The organism is Kitasatospora sp. NPDC097643 (genome assembly GCF_040302625.1).
GTDB lineage: Bacteria > Actinomycetota > Actinomycetes > Streptomycetales > Streptomycetaceae > Kitasatospora.
Map to the genome: position 1 here is coordinate 38,745 of NZ_JBEOSA010000066.1, position 15,408 is coordinate 54,152.

13 protein-coding genes are annotated in these 15,408 nt (G+C 72.5%); 12 read left to right on the forward strand and 1 reads right to left on the reverse strand.

The features are described from left to right. The first annotated feature begins 5 nt into the window (after window positions 1-5). The 10 genes from ABTY15_RS31810 (at window position 6) to ABTY15_RS31855 (ending at window position 9,561) form a co-directional block, all read left to right on the forward strand. Complete coding sequence (locus ABTY15_RS31810; RefSeq protein ID WP_350602949.1) at window positions 6-245, forward strand: MbtH family protein; 240 nt, start codon at window positions 6-8, stop codon at window positions 243-245. Continuing rightward, complete coding sequence (locus ABTY15_RS31815) at window positions 242-1,411, forward strand: histidinol-phosphate transaminase (RefSeq protein ID WP_350602950.1); 1,170 nt, start codon at window positions 242-244, stop codon at window positions 1,409-1,411. The genes ABTY15_RS31810 and ABTY15_RS31815 overlap by 4 nt, the downstream gene beginning before the upstream one ends. A gap of 65 nt (window positions 1,412-1,476) precedes the next feature. Next, window positions 1,477-1,983, forward strand: a complete 507-nt coding sequence (locus ABTY15_RS31820; RefSeq protein WP_350602952.1) for a DNA-binding protein — start codon at window positions 1,477-1,479, stop codon at window positions 1,981-1,983. After that, on the forward strand, window positions 1,967-3,097 hold the full coding sequence (locus tag ABTY15_RS31825) for an ATP-binding cassette domain-containing protein (protein WP_350602953.1): 1,131 nt from the start codon (window positions 1,967-1,969) through the stop codon (window positions 3,095-3,097). Before ABTY15_RS31820 ends, ABTY15_RS31825 begins: the two co-directional genes overlap by 17 nt. Then, on the forward strand, window positions 3,094-3,927 hold the full coding sequence (locus ABTY15_RS31830) for an ABC transporter permease (RefSeq protein WP_350602956.1): 834 nt from the start codon (window positions 3,094-3,096) through the stop codon (window positions 3,925-3,927). Before ABTY15_RS31825 ends, ABTY15_RS31830 begins: the two co-directional genes overlap by 4 nt. A gap of 130 nt (window positions 3,928-4,057) precedes the next feature. Then, complete coding sequence (locus ABTY15_RS31835; RefSeq protein WP_350602957.1) at window positions 4,058-5,269, forward strand: cytochrome P450 family protein; 1,212 nt, start codon at window positions 4,058-4,060, stop codon at window positions 5,267-5,269. A 241-nt stretch (window positions 5,270-5,510) separates the two neighbouring features. Continuing rightward, the gene (locus tag ABTY15_RS31840; RefSeq protein ID WP_350602960.1) at window positions 5,511-6,743 is read left to right on the forward strand and encodes a nitric oxide synthase oxygenase; all 1,233 of its coding nucleotides are present in this window, start codon (window positions 5,511-5,513) and stop codon (window positions 6,741-6,743) included. Continuing rightward, window positions 6,721-7,905 (forward strand): cytochrome P450, encoded by a 1,185-nt coding sequence (locus ABTY15_RS31845; protein ID WP_350602965.1) that lies wholly within the window; start codon window positions 6,721-6,723, stop codon window positions 7,903-7,905. The genes ABTY15_RS31840 and ABTY15_RS31845 overlap by 23 nt, the downstream gene beginning before the upstream one ends. Before the next feature lie 20 nt (window positions 7,906-7,925). Further along, the gene (locus tag ABTY15_RS31850; protein WP_350602968.1) at window positions 7,926-9,044 is read left to right on the forward strand and encodes a tryptophan dimethylallyltransferase family protein; all 1,119 of its coding nucleotides are present in this window, start codon (window positions 7,926-7,928) and stop codon (window positions 9,042-9,044) included. A 7-nt stretch (window positions 9,045-9,051) separates the two neighbouring features. Beyond that, a complete protein-coding gene (locus tag ABTY15_RS31855) occupies window positions 9,052-9,561 on the forward strand; it encodes a hypothetical protein (RefSeq protein WP_350602972.1) in 510 nt (169 codons plus the stop codon). 43 nt (window positions 9,562-9,604) lie between these two features. On the opposite strand, the gene ABTY15_RS31860 is transcribed toward ABTY15_RS31855, so the two are convergent. Beyond that, window positions 9,605-10,495, reverse strand: a complete 891-nt coding sequence (locus ABTY15_RS31860; protein WP_350602976.1) for a TIGR03621 family F420-dependent LLM class oxidoreductase — start codon at window positions 10,493-10,495, stop codon at window positions 9,605-9,607. A gap of 317 nt (window positions 10,496-10,812) precedes the next feature. Between ABTY15_RS31860 and ABTY15_RS31865 the strand changes: the two genes are divergently transcribed. After that, window positions 10,813-11,922, forward strand: a complete 1,110-nt coding sequence (locus tag ABTY15_RS31865; RefSeq protein WP_350602981.1) for a cytochrome P450 — start codon at window positions 10,813-10,815, stop codon at window positions 11,920-11,922. A gap of 80 nt (window positions 11,923-12,002) precedes the next feature. After that, the coding region (locus tag ABTY15_RS31870; protein WP_350602984.1) for a non-ribosomal peptide synthetase at window positions 12,003-15,408 on the forward strand (3,406 nt) is incomplete at its 3' end.

Below are 15,408 nucleotides of genomic sequence, written 5' to 3' on the forward strand. Positions count from 1 at the left end.
AGGCGATGGCGAATCCGTTCGAGGACGAGGGTGCGTCGTACCTAGTACTGCGCAACGACGAGCTCCAGTACTCGCTCTGGCCGGTGATCGTGGACGTCCCGGCGGGCTGGGACACGGTCTTCGGCGAGGCCGGCCGGGCGGAGTGCCTGGACTACATCGAGACGCACTGGACGGACATGCGTCCCAAGAGCCTGGTGGACGCGATGGACTCGGCGGCCGGTGGCCCGGACCGCCGCGCGCAGTGACCTCCCCGGCCGGCACCGAGCGCGGTCCGGGGTTGGCCGGACCGCGGCTGCGGCCGGACCTCGGCGGGCTGCCGCGGTTCCGCGGCCGACCGGCCGACGCCGGGATGATCGCCCTGGACAGCAACGAATCCCCGTTCGGGCCGCCCACCGCCGTGCTGGACGCGATCGCGGCCGCGGCCGCCGGGTCGCACCGCTACCCGGACAACTCCGCCGCGGAGCTCACCGCCCGGCTCGCCGAGCGCTACCGGGTGGCGCCCGAGTGCGTCAGCCTGGGGGCCGGCTCGGTCAGCCTGTGCCTGCAACTGATCCAGATCGCCTGTGCGGCCGGTGACGAAGTGCTCGTCCCCTGGCGCTCGTTCGAGGTCTACCCGGCGCTCGCCGGGATCGCCGGCGCCGTGGTGCGCCAGGTGCCGCTGACCGCGCGACACACCCTGGACCTGCCGGCGATGGCGGCGGCGATCACCGACCGCACCCGGCTGGTCTTCGTGTGCAGCCCCAACAACCCGACCGGAACGGCCCTGAGCCGCACCGAGGTCGAGCGGTTCATCGCCGAGGTGCCGCCGCAGGTGCTGATCGTGCTGGACGAGGCGTACGCGGAGTTCGCCGCCGGCCCCGACCCGCTCGACGGCGTCGGGCTGGTCCGGGAGCGGCTGCGGCAGGGGCGCGGCAACGTGGTCGCCCTGCGGACGTTCTCGAAGGCGTACGGCCTGGCCGGCCTGCGGGTCGGCTACTGCGTGTCGGCCGAGCCGGTCGCCGACCTGCTGGGTCGGGTCGCCGTCCCGTACGCGGTCACCGCGCTCGCCCAGCGGGCCGCGCTGGCCGCGCTGGACGGGCAGCCGGAGCTGCTGCGGCGGGCCCGGTGGATCGCCGGGGAGCGGGACCGGGTGCGGACCGCGCTGCTCGACGGCGGCTGGGAGGTGCCGGAGAGCGCGGCCAACTTCCTCTGGCTGCCGATCGGTTCGGCCGCCGTACCGTTCGCCGGGCACTGCCGGGACCGGCGGGTGCTGGTCCGCGCCTTCCCGGACGAGGGGGTGCGGGTGACGGTCGGTTCGGCCGCCGAGAACGCCGCGCTCCTGGCCGCGGCGCAGTCCTTCGCCGGTGCCGTACCGGTCACCGCGGCGGGTCGTCCGGCGTCGAGTCGAACAAGCTGGCGACGAACAAGCTGACGATCAACTGACGGCTTTTCAACGCGGTGTTGACAAGCGTCTGTTGATGGCGGCAGCATGCACGCGTGACTGAGCACGCTGACGCATCCGAGGCCCTGTTCCGCGCCGAAGACCCCGACCAGGCCCGCGCTCGGCGCGAACACGTGGCGCTGCGCCACCTGGCCGAGCGCTTCGCCGCCGCCCGGGAGCCGGGGGCTTCCGGCGCACCCGGCGGCCTCACCGCCCAGGAGGCCATCCACCTGGTCGCCTCCCGCGCCGCCGGCAACGGGCGGTCCGAGGCCGCGCCCGAGGTGGAGCAGCTCGACGTGATGGCGGCCCTGACCCTGATAGCCCGGGCCCGCGCCGACCTCGACGTCCTGGAAGCGAGCCTGATGTTCGTCGCCCGGGACCTCGGCCTGACCTGGCAGGACATCGCCTACGACCTCGGACTGCGGTCCGCCCAGGCCGCGCAGCAGCGGGCCGGACGCAGTCGCCAGGGTTCCGGCGCGGGCCGCAGACCGGGGCGGGCCGGTTCGCCGGCCTCGCCCACCACTTCAGCCGCAAGCGACCTCAAGGGTGAACGTGAGCAATGAACTCGCGGTCGAGACCGTCGGCCTGGTGAAGTCCTTCGGGGCCACCACCGCCGTCGACGGTCTCGACCTGGCCGTCCCGGCCGGTGCCGTCTACGGAGTCCTGGGACCCAACGGTGCCGGCAAGACCACGACCCTGCGCGTCCTGGCGACGCTGCTGGCCCCGGATGCCGGCACCGCCCGGGTGCTGGGCCACGACGTCGTCCGCGAACCCGACCGGGTGCGCGAACAGATCAGCCTCACCGGCCAGTTCGCCAGCATCGACAACGAGCTCACCGGGGTGGAGAACCTGGTGCTGCTGGCCCGGCTGCGCGGCTACCGGCCGCCGGCCGCCCGCGAGCGGGCCCGCGATCTGCTGGAGGCGTTCGACCTGGTCGACGCGGCCGACCGGCCGGCCCGCGGCTACTCCGGCGGGATGCGGCGCCGGCTCGACGTCGCGGCCGGACTCATCGTGCGGCCCCAGCTGATGTTCCTCGACGAGCCGACCACCGGACTCGACCCGCGCAGCCGCAACGAGGTCTGGGACATCGTGCGCGCCACCGTCGAACGCGGCACCACCGTGCTGCTCACCACCCAGTACCTGGAGGAGGCCGACCAACTCGCCCAGCGGGTCGCGGTCATCGACCACGGGAAGCTGGTGGCCGAGGGCACCCCCGGCGAGCTGAAGGCCTCGGTGGGCAGCGGCTCGCTCCGCGTCGAACTGCGCGACCCGGGGGACCTGCCGACCGCCACCGGCATCCTGGCCGGGGCCCTCGGCGTCACCGTCGAAGCCACCGGCCGGGCCGAACTCACCGCCCGCGGCACCGATCCGCGGCAGGTGGCGCAGGCGCTCGGCGAACTCACCCGGTCCGTCGAGGTGGAGGACTTCGCCATGGAGCGGCCGAGCCTGGACGAGGTGTTCCTGGCCCTGACCGGCCGGCCGGCCGCCACGGAGACCGCCCAGGCCGGCAAGCCCGGCCGGGGCGGCGGCAGGCCGGGGCGCCAGGGCGGCGGCAAACCCGGCCGGCAGCGCGGCGGCCGGGCGGCGGCCGCGAAGTCCGCCGGACGCCGGGACCAGGCACAGGACGGCGAGCTGATGGCGAAGGCCGCCGAGTTGATGACGGAGGAGATCGGATGACCACCGCCACCCACCCGGCCAACCCGGAGCTGAGGCTCCACCGGGTCCTGGGCGAGGACACCCGCCCGGCGCGCCGCCCCGGCGCCCTGTCGACCTCGGTCACCCTGGGCTGGCGGGCGCTGGTGAAGATCAAGCGCTCGCCCGGGCAGATGTTCAACGCGACCATCACCCCGGTGATGTTCACGCTGATCTTCACCTACCTGTTCGGCGGCGCGATCTCCGGCACCGCCCGGGAGTACCTGCAGTTCCTGCTGCCCGGCATCCTGGTGCAGGGCGTGCTGTTCATCTCCACGCAGACCGCCGTGGCCCTCACCACCGACCTCCAGCAGGGCGTCTTCGACCGGTTCCGGTCGCTGCCGATCTGGCGGCCGTCGCCGCTGACCGGAGCGCTGATCGGCGACCTGGTCCGCTACGCGATCTCCTCGGTGGTGGTGGTCGCCGTCGGGCTCGCGCTGGGCTTCCGGCCGCACGGCGGAGCGCTCGGCGTCATTGGCGGCATCCTGCTCGCCATGCTGTTCGGCTTCTGCGTCTCCTGGGTCTGGACCCTGCTCGGCCTGGTGCTGCGCACGCCGCAGGCCGTGTCCGCGCTCGGCATGCTGCTGCTGTCGCTGCTGACCTTCGCCAGCAACATCTTCGTCATGCCGGCCACCATGCCGGGCTGGTTGAAGGCGTTCGTCGACATCAACCCGATCGGACACGTGGTCACGGCCACCCGTGACCTGATGAGCGACGGCGGCACCTCGGAGCTCGGCCCCGCGCTGCTCTCCTGCGCGGTGCTGCTGGTGGTCTTCGTGCCGCTCAGCGTGCTGAAGTACAACAAGAGCGAATAATTCCGGGACTTCCCACCCGGCCCGACCGGTATTCCCCCAGGAGATTTCGAACGTTTGCCGAGGATTGCCACGGTGACTAGCATCGTGGCCATCCAGTCGGAATTCGTCCGAAATCTCCTGGGGGAATGCCTTGTTCAACAGCGAGAACACCGGGACCGACATCCCCGAGATCAGCATGGTCGATCCCGAGGTGCTGCGGGATCCGATCGCCGCCTACGGCCGGGCCCGCGAACTGAATCCCGTCGTGAAACTCCAGGCGCCCGGATTCGGGTCGATCTGGGCGGTGACCCGCCACGCCGACGCCAAGACCATGCTCAACGATCCGCGCCTGGGCATGACCGCGGACAGCTGGAACCAGCGCATACCCGAGGACATCCGGCCGTACCTGCTGACCATGTCGCACATGGACGGCCCGGAACACACCCGGCTGCGCCGGCTCGCCCTGCGGGCCTTCACCGCGCGCCGTGCCGCGGCCCGCCGGGACCTGATCCGCCACAACGCCGAGCAGCTGCTGGACGCCCTGCCCGGCCACGCCGAGCAGGGCACCGTCGACCTGCTGAAGCACTTCGCCCAGCCGCTGCCGACCTTCGTGGTCGGCGACGTGATGGGCATCCCCGCACCGGACCGCCCACGGTGGCGGGAGTACGTGGCCGGGATGAGCTCCGGCGGGCAGACCTACGACGAGGCGCTGCGCGCCGCCATCGGCGGCGCCCGGGAGGTCATCGCGCTGCGCCGCGAGCAGCCCGGCGACGACCTGATCTCCGACCTGCTGCGGGCCCAGGCCGAGGACGCCGGGCAGATCAGCGACACCGAGCTGATCACGATGGTCTGGCACACCGTCTTCGCGGCCCAGGACAACCTCGCGAACTTCATCGCCAACTCCGTGGTGGCCCTGCTCTCGCACCCCGAGCAGCTCGCCGCGCTGCGCAAGGACCCGGACCTGATGCCGCGGGCCGTCGAGGAGCTGATGCGCTGGCGGCCGCCGCTGCTGCTGACCGCCATCCGCTACGCGCTGGAGGACTTCGAGCTGTGCGGGGCGCAGGTGCGCGCCGGGGAGCCCGTGGTGGCGGTGATCGCCTCCGCCAACCGCGACCCGCGGGCCTTCGCCGACCCCGACCTGCTCGACGTCGGCCGGCCTCCCGGCGCGGCCGTCCACTTCGGCTTCGGCCACGGCGCGCACTACTGCATCGGCGCCTCGCTGGCCTTCGTGGAGGCCGAGGTGGCGCTCGGCGCGCTGCTGAGCCGCTTCCCCGACCTGGCGCTGGCCGTCCCGGCCGACCAGGTGCCGCGGCTGCCCAACCCCGGCAGCTGGCACCTGACCGCCCTGCCGGTCACCCTCTGAGCCCGCCCCGGGAAATGCTCCGGAATTGTTTTCCGAACGGCATTCCGTCGAGTGTTCCGGACATTCGTTGACGGCATCCGAGGCCCCACCTAGATTGATGAGCACGCCGCCCGGGCGACTTCGCCGAATGCGAGGGAGGTGAATCATCATGCGCTACCTGCACTGACGACAGTAGAAGCAGCAGAGCCGTAGCCCGGCTCAATCGCGGCCGGGCTACGGCGCATCTTTCGGGGGTGCCAGAATGGCAGAGCCGGCAGGCGTCGACATTCCCGGTGTGCTGGCCCGCGCCGAGGAATTCATCAGACTCTTCCACCGCGAGAACGCCACCGGCCGCTCGCCGGCCGACCGCATGGCCGAGATCCGCCGCGAGGTCCGCCGAACCGGCAGCTACACCCACACCGCCGAGGAACTGGCCTTCGGCGCCCGGGTCGCCTGGCGCAACAGCAGCCGCTGCATCGGCCGGCTGTACTGGCAGAGCCTGGTGGTCCGGGACCTGCGCCACCTGCGGACCGCCGAGGAGCTCCACCGCGCCTGCGTCGACCACCTGCGGACGGCCTTCAACGGCGGCCGGATCCGCCCGATGATCAGCGTCTTCGCCGCCGACGGCCCGGACGGCAGCGGCCCCCGCATCCACAACGCACAGCTGATCCGCTACGCCGGCTACCGGGGGCCCGACGGCCGGATCACCGGTGACCCGGCCGGCGCCGACCTCACCGACCGGCTGCGCGCCCTCGGCTGGCCGGGTGGCCCCGGCACCCGCTTCGACCCCCTGCCGCTGCTCATCCAGACCCCGGCCGGGCCGCCGGGGCTCTTCGACCTGCCGCCCGACGCCGTGCGCGAGGTCCCCCTGCGGCACCCCGACTACGACTGGTTCGCCGACCTGGGCCTGCGCTGGTACGCGCTGCCCGTCATCTCCGACCTGACCCTGGAGATCGGCGGCGTCCGGTACGGCGCCGCGCCCTTCAACGGCTGGTACATGGGCACCGAGATCGGCGCCCGCAACCTCGTCGACGAGCAGCGCTACGACCTGCTGCCCGAACTCGCCGACCGGATGGGCCTGGACCGCGGCGCCGACCACACCCTCTGGAAGGACCGCGCCCTGGTCGAGATGAACGTGGCGGTGCTGTGGTCCTTCCAGCAGGACGGCATCGCCGTCACCGACCACCACACCGAGTCCCGACGGTTCCTGCGCCACCTCGAGCGCGAGGAGAAGGCCGGGCGGGCGGTACCCGCCGACTGGTCCTGGATCGTGCCGCCGCTGTCCGCCGGCACGACCCCCGTCTTCCACCGCTACTACGACGACTTCGAGTCGTCGCCCGCCTTCCTGAAGACCCCGGCCGCCCGCCGCTGCCCGGTCCTCGGACCCGCCCCGACGACCGGCGGCGTCCCGGACGAACCGGATGCGCAGCCGCTCATCGGCGCCGGCGCCGTCGCGAACATCGGAGACCGCCGTGACCGCATCGCCCGACCGTGAGCAGGCCGACCCCCTGTTCAACCCCCTCGACCCCGCCGTGCTCGCCGACCCCTACCCGGTCTACCGGCGGATGCGCGAGACCCGACCGGTGTACTGGCACGCCGACATCGGCTCCTGGCTGATGACCCGGTACGCCGACTGCACGGCGATCCTGCGCGACGCCGAGGTGTTCAGCACCGACTTCCGCAAGATCGGCATCCCCACCCCGCCGACCCTGCTGAGCCTGCAGACCCTCGACCCGCCGGACCAGACCCCGCTGCGGCACCTCGCCCTCGACGCGGTCCGGGCCCAGGACCTCGACGCCCTGCGGGACGAACTGGACGCCTTCGCCGTGAAGTTGCTCGACGAACTGGCCGAACGGGAGTCCTTCGACTTCATCCAGGACTTCGCCGACGTCTTCACCCTGCGGACCGTCACCCGGTTCCTCGGCGTCGAGGCACCCGTCACCGACGAGGCGTTCGCCCGCTTCAACGACGACCTCGACCACAGCATGGACGCCCAACTAGACCCCGACGCCGAGGAACCCGGACTGCGCGCCCGCGCCCACTTCAACGACCTGGTCCGCGGCTGGCTCGCCGCCCCGGGCCCGGAGGGCGTGCTGGCCGACGTGGTGAAGCTGCTGCCCGGCTCCGGCGTGGCGGTCGACGACGTCCTGGTCAACTCGGTGCGCGCCTTCTTCCACGCCGGGTTCGAGGTGCCCAGCCGGTTCCTCGGCAATGCCGTGGCCGCGCTCCTCGCCGCGCCCGACGCCTGGGAGTCGCTGGTCCGCGGCGAGGTGGGCCCGGACACCGCCGTCGAGGAGCTGATCCGGTTCGTCGGGCCGGTCCAGGCGCTGGCCCGGGCCGTCACCGCCGACACCGAGATCGGCGGACAGCAGCTCCGGGCCGGCCAGGTGGTGACCGCGCTGATCGGCGCGGGCAACCGCGACCCGGAGCAGTTCCCCGACCCGGACACCCTGCGACTGGACCGCAAGCCGGGGGCCCACCTGGCCTTCGGGCGCGGTGCGCACTCCTGCCTCGGCCTCAACGTCGCCCGGATCGAGGCGCACGCCACGCTAGGCGCCCTGCTGCGCCACCCCCGGCTCCGCCTGGCGGGCGAGCCGGTGGTCCGGCCGAACGGGACGCTGCGCGGGCTCGCCCGGCTGCCGCTGACGCTCGGCTGACGGCGGGAGAACCGGCAGCGATGGAGACGGCGAGCGGGATCAACGGAGCGAACACCGACCTGACGCCGGCCCGGGCGGTGAGCGAGGCCCGCCTGGCCCGGCTGGCGACCGGCCTCGGACTCGGTGACCGGACCGGTGAGTGCCTCAAGGCGTTCCGGGCCATGACCGAGTCCTGGGGCACCGCCACGGCAGCGGAACTGCCCGAGTCCGACGTGTCGTCGGACGGGTCGCCGGTGGAGTTCGCGGTCGGCCTCGAGGACGACGCCGCAGTGCAGTTCGCGGTCGAGGCGCTGGCACCCGGGGACTCCCCGGCGGACCGGGTCGACGCGGCCCGCGCCACCATGGCCCGGCTGGTCCGCCGGTTCGGGACGGACCAGCGGCGCTGGACACAGGTCGCCGACCTGTTCCTGCCGGAGAAGCCGGCCACGGCGCACGTCGCGATGTTCGGCGCCGAGGTGCGGAGCAGCGGGCCGGTCCAGTTCAAGGTCTGGTTCTATCCGGGCGTCGGCGGGCCCGAGCAGGCCGCCGAGCTGTGCCGGCAGGGGCTGGCCGCCGTCGGGCTGGGCGAGGCCTGGCCCGCGGTGGTCGCCCACATGCCGCGCGGTGAGCGGCTCGACCCCCCGGTGCTGTTCTCGCTCGACCTGTCGGCGGACCGCGCGGCCCGGGTCAAGCTGTACTTCCGGCACCACGCCAGCAACGCCGACCGGCTGGCCGAACTCATGGCGCCCTACCCGGGTTTCGCGGCCACCCCGGTGCGCGAGTTCTGTGAGCTGATGGCCGCGGCCGCGGCCGCCGACCTCACGGCCCAGCCACCCGTCACCTGCCTCTCCTTCACCGGTGAGCGGCCCGCCGCGGTCGGCGCGGCCACCGTCTACCTGCCGATGTGGACCTACGCCCCGCACGACGAGGCCGTACGGCGGCGAATGCACCGGGCGCTGGCAGCCGGCGGGCGGCCGCTCGAACCGTACGAGCAGGCGCTGCGCGACGTGGCGGGGCGCCCGCTGGCCGCGGGCCGCGGCCTCCACAACTACATCGCCTGGCGCCCCGGTCGGGACCGGCCGCGGTTCAAGGCCTACTTCTCGCCGGAGTTGCGGCACATCGACCCGGCCGCCCGCTACGCACCTGACGGGCTGTCATAATCGGACGATGTATGAGCCCGTGGTCGACGCGTGGAAGCGCTATGCGGCACTGCTGCACCGGTACGACGCCACCCACCGGGTGCCGCTCGGCGTGATCGCCGAGGTGCACACCCGGTTCGGGCAGCTGGACCTGCTGATGGACAGCATCCTCAGCGTGCTCGACGCCTCGTCCTGGCCGCCGGCGGGGCCCGGGCAGACCGCCGCGGCCGAACACCGGCGGTACCTGAAGGCCTGGGACTGGGCGTCCGTGTACACCGACGCCTTCTACTTCTTCGGCTGGCGGACCACCGACCTGCTCAACGGCACGGTCGGTGGTCCGTTCCCGTACCTCGAACCGGTCCAGCCGCTCGGCCTGCTCTCGGTGCGCGGCACGCTGCACGCCCACCCCGAGCGTCAGGCCGACTACTACCGGCACGGGCTGGAGTTGCGCGACGAGGCGCTGGAGAAGGTCGTCCGGGCCGCCGACGCGCTCGAACTCGCCGGCGGCGACGATGACACCGGAACGGGCGGGCGGTGAACACCGCCCGCCCGTTCCGATCGGCGGCTGAGCGCCCCGGTGACTACCTGAGCAGCTCGATGATCGGCGCGAACGCGTCCAACCACGGCTCCAGCACCACGATGTAGCTGAGGCCGAACCGCTCCCGGTACTCCACGAGCAGATCGGCGATCTGCCGCTCCGACCCGATCAGCCAGGCCGGCGCCGCCAGCACCTGCTCCGGGGTGAAGTGCGCCAGCGGGTGCCGGGACCACTGCTCGGCGGTCCCCTTCGGGTCGTCGGTGACGATGACCTGCTGCACCAGCAGATTGAACTCCACCTCCGCGACCCGGTCGCCCAGGTGCTTGCGGACCAGGTCCACCCGCCCGCCCAGCTCCTCCGGGCTCGCCAGGTGCGGGAACTCCCCGCGGTCGGTGAAGATGCCGGTGAAGCCGATCACGTCGGCCTGCTCGGCGGCCAGCCGCAGCACCCGGTCGCCGTTCCCGGCCACCAGCAGCGGCGGGCCGCCCGGCCGCACCGGCTGGGGGGAGTGCTCGGGATTGCTCATCAGGGCGCGCAACTCCCGGACCGTGCGCTCCAGTTGACCGACCCGCTCGGGCGCGGACGGGAACGGCACATCGGCCGAGCCGGTGCCCTGCCGGATGGACCCGGCCGCCAGGCCGACCTCCAGCCGGCCGTCGGTCAGCAGGTCGGTGTTGACGACCTCCCTGGCCAGCAGCACCGGATTGTGGAACGCGGCGTTGAGGACGAAAGTGGAGAGCCGGACCCGTTCGGTGGCCTCCGCCGCGGCCACCAGGGCCGGGAACGGGGCCGGCGCGCCCAGGTGGTCGGGCACCCCCAGCACATCGAAACCCAGATCCTCGACCTTGCGGGCCTTTTCCGCCCATTCACGTCGAGGGGCCGGTGCGACGAGATTCACTCCGAAACGGAACGGACGATTCTCGGGAAGAGTCATGCTGCGACGTTAGCAGTGGCACCCGGATTCGAGAATGTCCCCGAGCCGTCCGCGCGAACGGGCCCGCCGGCGTTCAAACCCCCTGGTGTTCAAGCTGGTTGAGCTTGACATCGCCGGGCGCGTGATCGAGTCTCGGAGGAATCCCACACGCCCTGGGTCAATTCGCCGTGCGCGCACAGGAGGCTTTCGTGGAGTCGGAACAGGAACGTACCGAAACGACTGCCGGGAATTCCCCGGCAACCCCCCAACCGCCGTACTCCCTGGATGACGGGAAAGCGCTCCGGGCCTGGCTGCGCACCATGCGGGACGAAAATCCCGTGCACCAGGACCCGGCCACCGGGGCCTGGATGGTCTACCGGTACGCCGACGTCGTCGCCGCCAGCTCCGACCACGGCACCTACTCCTCGGAGCTGTGGCGGGCCTACCCCGGTGAGTGGGGCAAGGGCGACACCTGGGGCGAGGGCCGGCTCACCGAGATGGACCCCCCGCGGCACCGGCTGCTGCGGGCGCTCATCAGCAAGGCGTTCACCAACCGCACGGTCTCCGGGCTCGTCCCCGAGATCGAAGCCACCGTCGAACGCCTGCTGGACGCCGTCGACGGCCGCCCGGAGATCGACCTGGCCCGGGACCTCGCCGACCCGCTGCCCGTGATGGTCATCGCCGAACTGATCGGACTGCCCTTCGAGGACCGCGAGTTGCTGCGCGGCTGGGCGGACCGGCTGCTCTCCTTCGAGGCCGGTGAACTGGCCGGCGAGGAACTGGTCACGGCGATCGACCAAGCCGGCGCGGAACTCATGGCCTACCTGCGCGAACACCTCCGGCTGCGCCGCGCCGACCCCAAGGACGACCTCTTCAGCCGGCTCGCCACGGCCGAGGTGGAGGGCGAACGCCTCACCGACGAGGCGGTCGTCAACCTCGGCAAGCTGCTGCTCATCGGCGGACACGTCACCACCGCCTGCTCGCTCGGCAGCCTCGCCTTCGAGCTGCTCGGCGACCCCGACGCCCTCCGCGCGGTCCGGCAGGACGCCGACCTGATCCCGGCCGCCGTCGAGGAGTCCGTCCGCTACCGGCCCGCCGTCGTCAACAGCCTCCGGCTGACCACCCGCGACACCGAACTCGGCGGAGTCCCCATCCCCGCCGGGCAGTTCGTCTCGCTCTCGGCGATCTCCGCCAACCACGACGAGCGGCAGTTCGAGGCACCCGAGCGCTTCGACATCCACCGCAGGCACAACCAGCACGTCGGCTTCGGCCAGGGCGTCCACTACTGCCTGGGCGCACCGCTGGCCCGCACGGAGATCCGGATCGCGCTCGCCGCGCTGCTGCGGCGCTACCCGGTGCTGGAACGGACCGACGGGCCGCTCCAGTACTACCGGAACCCCAGCATCGCCGGACTCAGGTCCTTCCCGGTCGCCGTCAGCCGCGGCTGACCCCCGACGCCGGGCCGGCGTCCGCCACACCTCCACGGCATCGCGATCCACTCGGAACACCAGGGGCGAAGGAGTTCATCATGCGGAACATCGACGAGCCGAACCCGAGCGGGCGGTCCCGGAGCGAGGACGCGGACGCCGGCCCGGCGATCACCCCGACGACCCTTCCGGAGGTCTTCGAACGGCAGACGGCCGCCACCCCGCATGCCCTCGCCGTCACCGCGGCCGGCACCTCCTGGACCTACGCCGAACTCGACGCGCACGCCAACCGCTTCGCCCGCTGGCTGATCAGCCGCGGCGTCGGCCCCGACGACCTGGTCGCCGTCGCGCTGCCTCGGGGCACCGAACACCTCGCCGCCCTGCTCGGCGTCATGAAGGCCGGCGCCGGATACCTTCCGCTCGACCCGGAACAGCCCACCGAACGCCTGGTCCACCTGATCGAGGACGCGGGCCCCAAGGCCGTCCTGCTGCACGGTGACGCGGCCCGGCTCGCCCGGCACCTCCCGGCCGGTGACGTCGAGGTCCTGGCGCTCGACAGCGCTCAGACGTGCACCGCGCTCGCCGCCGTCCCCGCCACCGCGCCCGGCGACGCCGACCGGATCCGGCCGCTGCTCCCGCAGCACCTCGCCTACGTCATCTACACCTCCGGCTCCACCGGCGAACCGAAGCCGGTCGGTGTGCCGCACACCGGCATCGCCGCACTGGTCGCCACCGCGGCCCGGCACCAGGCCACCGACGCCGGCTCCCGGGTGCTCCAACTGGCCCCGGCCACCTTCGACGTGGCGATCTGGGAGCTGCTCACCACCTTCGCCGGCGGAGCCACCCTGGTGATCCCCGAGCACGGCCACCTGATCGGGGAGGAGCTCGCCGCCGTCCTCGGCACGGAGCGGATCACCCACGTCACCATGCCGGTCCCGGTGCTCGCCACCCTTCCGGCCGGCACCGAGTCCGCGCTGCCCGAGCTGCGCCGGGTGCACATCGGCGGTGAGAGCTGCCCGACCGAGCTGATCCGCCGCTGGTCCGCCGTCGTCGAGCTGGTCAACGGCTACGGCACCACGGAGTGTTCGGTCGCCACGACGCTGACCGAGCCGCTGGCCGAGACCTGTGCGGAGGACACGGCGGGCCAGGCTGTGATCGGGACACCCGTGGCGGGTGCACGGGTGTTCGTGCTGGATGAGGCGTTGGGTGTGGTGGCGCCGGGTGTGGTGGGTGAGTTGTATGTGGCGGGGCCGGGTGTGGCGCGGGGGTATGTGGGTCGTGGGGGGTTGACGGCGGAGCGGTTCGTGGCGTGTCCGTTCGGTGGTGTGGGTGAGCGGATGTATCGGACGGGGGATGTGGTGCGGTGGGGTGCGGGTGGGGAGTTGGAGTATCTGGGTCGTGCTGATGATCAGGTGAAGATTCGTGGGTTCCGGGTGGAGCCGGGTGAGGTGGAGGGGGTGTTGCGGGGGTTGTCGGGGGTGGCGCAGGCGGTGGTGGTGCCGTGTGTGCACGGGGGTGAGACGCGGTTGGTGGCGTATGTGGTGGGTGTGGTGGGGGAGTTGGTGTCGTCGGCGGGGTTGCGGGCTCGGTTGGGGGCGGTGCTGCCGGGGTATCTGGTGCCGTCGGCCGTGGTGGTGCTGGACGAGCTGCCGCTGAACGCGAACGGGAAGCTGGACCGGGCGGCGCTGCCGGCGCCGGAGTACGGCACTGACACCCCCTCCCGTGCGGCGCGGACCCAGGCCGAGGAGGTGCTGTGTTCGTTGTTCGCCGGGATCCTCGGAATCCCCGAGGTGGGGGTGGACGACGACTTCTTCGAGTTGGGTGGGCATTCGCTGTTGGCGACCCGGTTGGTGAGTCGGGTGCGGCGGGTGCTGGGTGTGGAACTGCCGTTGCGGGTTCTGTTCGAGGCGCCGACGGTGGCGGGGGTGGCGCGGCGGTTGGAGGCGGGTGAGGTGCGCCCGGCGCTGGTGTCGCGGGCCCGGCCGGAGTTGCTGCCGCTGTCCTTCGCCCAGCAGCGGTTGTGGTTCCTGCACAAGCTGGAAGGGCCGTCCGCCACCTACAACATGCCGCTCGCCCTGCGGCTCACCGGTGAGTTGGACGCCGGTGCGCTGGAGGTCGCGATCAACGACGTGGTGGCCCGGCACGAGCCGCTGCGCACCGTCTTCCCCGAGACGGCCGGCCGGCCCCACCAGCGCGTGCTGACCCCGGAGCTGGCCCGCCTGAGCCTCCACACCATGACCGTGGCGGCCGACCAGCTCGACCGTGAGCTCCTGGCCACCGCCCGCCACCCCTTCGACCTCGCCACCGAAATCCCCGCCAAGGCCTGGCTGTTCCGCGTCGAGGACGATCCGGCCGCCGCCGTTCTGCTGCTCGTGCTGCACCACATTGCGGGGGACGGGTGGTCGGCGGGTCCGTTGGCGCGGGATCTGGTGGCGGCGTACGAGGCGCGGCTGGGCGGTGGGGCGCCGGGGTGGTCGGCGCTGCCGGTGCAGTACGCGGATTACACGGTGTGGCAGGGCGAGGTGTTGGGGGATGTGGCGGACCCCGGAAGTGAAATGCTCCGTCAGTTTCACTACTGGGCCGACCAGTTGGCTGGACTGCCGGATGAGGTGACGGTGCCGGGGGACCGGGCGCGCCCGGCGGTCGGGTCGTTCGCAGGTGCGGTGGTGCCCTTCGAGGTGGGTGCGGCGGGGCATGCGGGGCTGCGTGAGCTGGCGCGGTCGGAGGACGCCACACTCTTCATGGTGTTGCAGGCGGGGTTGGCGGCGTTGCTGTCGCGGTTGGGCGCGGGCTCCGATGTGGCGGTGGGATCGCCGGTGGCAGGGCGCGCCGACGAGGGCCTCGATGAGCTGGTGGGGCTGTTCGTGAACACGTTGGTGTTGCGGACGGATGTGTCGGGGGATCCGTCGTTCGGGGAGTTGCTGGAGCGGGTGCGGGAGGTGTGTCTGGAGGCGTGGGCGCACCAGGACGTGCCGTTCGAGTTGGTGGTGGAGCGGCTGAACCCGGTGCGGTCGGGTGGGCGGCATCCGTTGTTCCAGGTGGCGTTGGTGTTGCAGAACGCGGAGGAGGGGCGGTTCGAGCTGCCGGGGCTCCGGGTGCGGGCGGAGTCGTTGGCGACGGGGACCTCGAAGTTCGATGTGACGGTGAGCCTGTCGGAGGCCTTCGATGAGGGGGGTCGGCCGGCGGGGATCCGTGGGTTCGTCGAGTACGCGACGGATCTCTACGATGCCGCGACCGTCGAGGCTTTCGCGGGCCGTCTGGGTCGGTTGCTGGACGCTGCTGTGCTCGAACCCGGTTTGCGGGTCAGCGAGTTGGCGCTTCTTGGGGAGGAGGAGCGGCGGGAGCTGGTTGAGTGGGGTGGTTCGGCGGGCGTCGCCGGCGAGGTGACGTTGCCGGGGCTGTTCGAGGCGCGGGTTCGGGTGACTCCGCAGGCGCCGGCGCTGGTCGACGCCGCGGGCGTGGTCTCGTACGCGGAGCTGGATGCGCGGGCGAACCAGATCGCGCACT

Coding starts and splice junctions, on each gene's coding strand:
- ABTY15_RS31850 (WP_350602968.1), top strand. CDS start 7,926: ATGGAGACGGCGAGCGGGATCAACGGAGCGAACACCGACCTGACGCCG.
- ABTY15_RS31810 (WP_350602949.1), top strand. CDS start 6: ATGGCGAATCCGTTCGAGGACGAGGGTGCGTCGTACCTAGTACTGCGC.
- ABTY15_RS31830 (WP_350602956.1), top strand. CDS start 3,094: ATGACCACCGCCACCCACCCGGCCAACCCGGAGCTGAGGCTCCACCGG.
- ABTY15_RS31855 (WP_350602972.1), top strand. CDS start 9,052: ATGTATGAGCCCGTGGTCGACGCGTGGAAGCGCTATGCGGCACTGCTG.
- ABTY15_RS31860 (WP_350602976.1), bottom strand. CDS start 10,495: ATGACTCTTCCCGAGAATCGTCCGTTCCGTTTCGGAGTGAATCTCGTC.
- ABTY15_RS31840 (WP_350602960.1), top strand. CDS start 5,511: ATGGCAGAGCCGGCAGGCGTCGACATTCCCGGTGTGCTGGCCCGCGCC.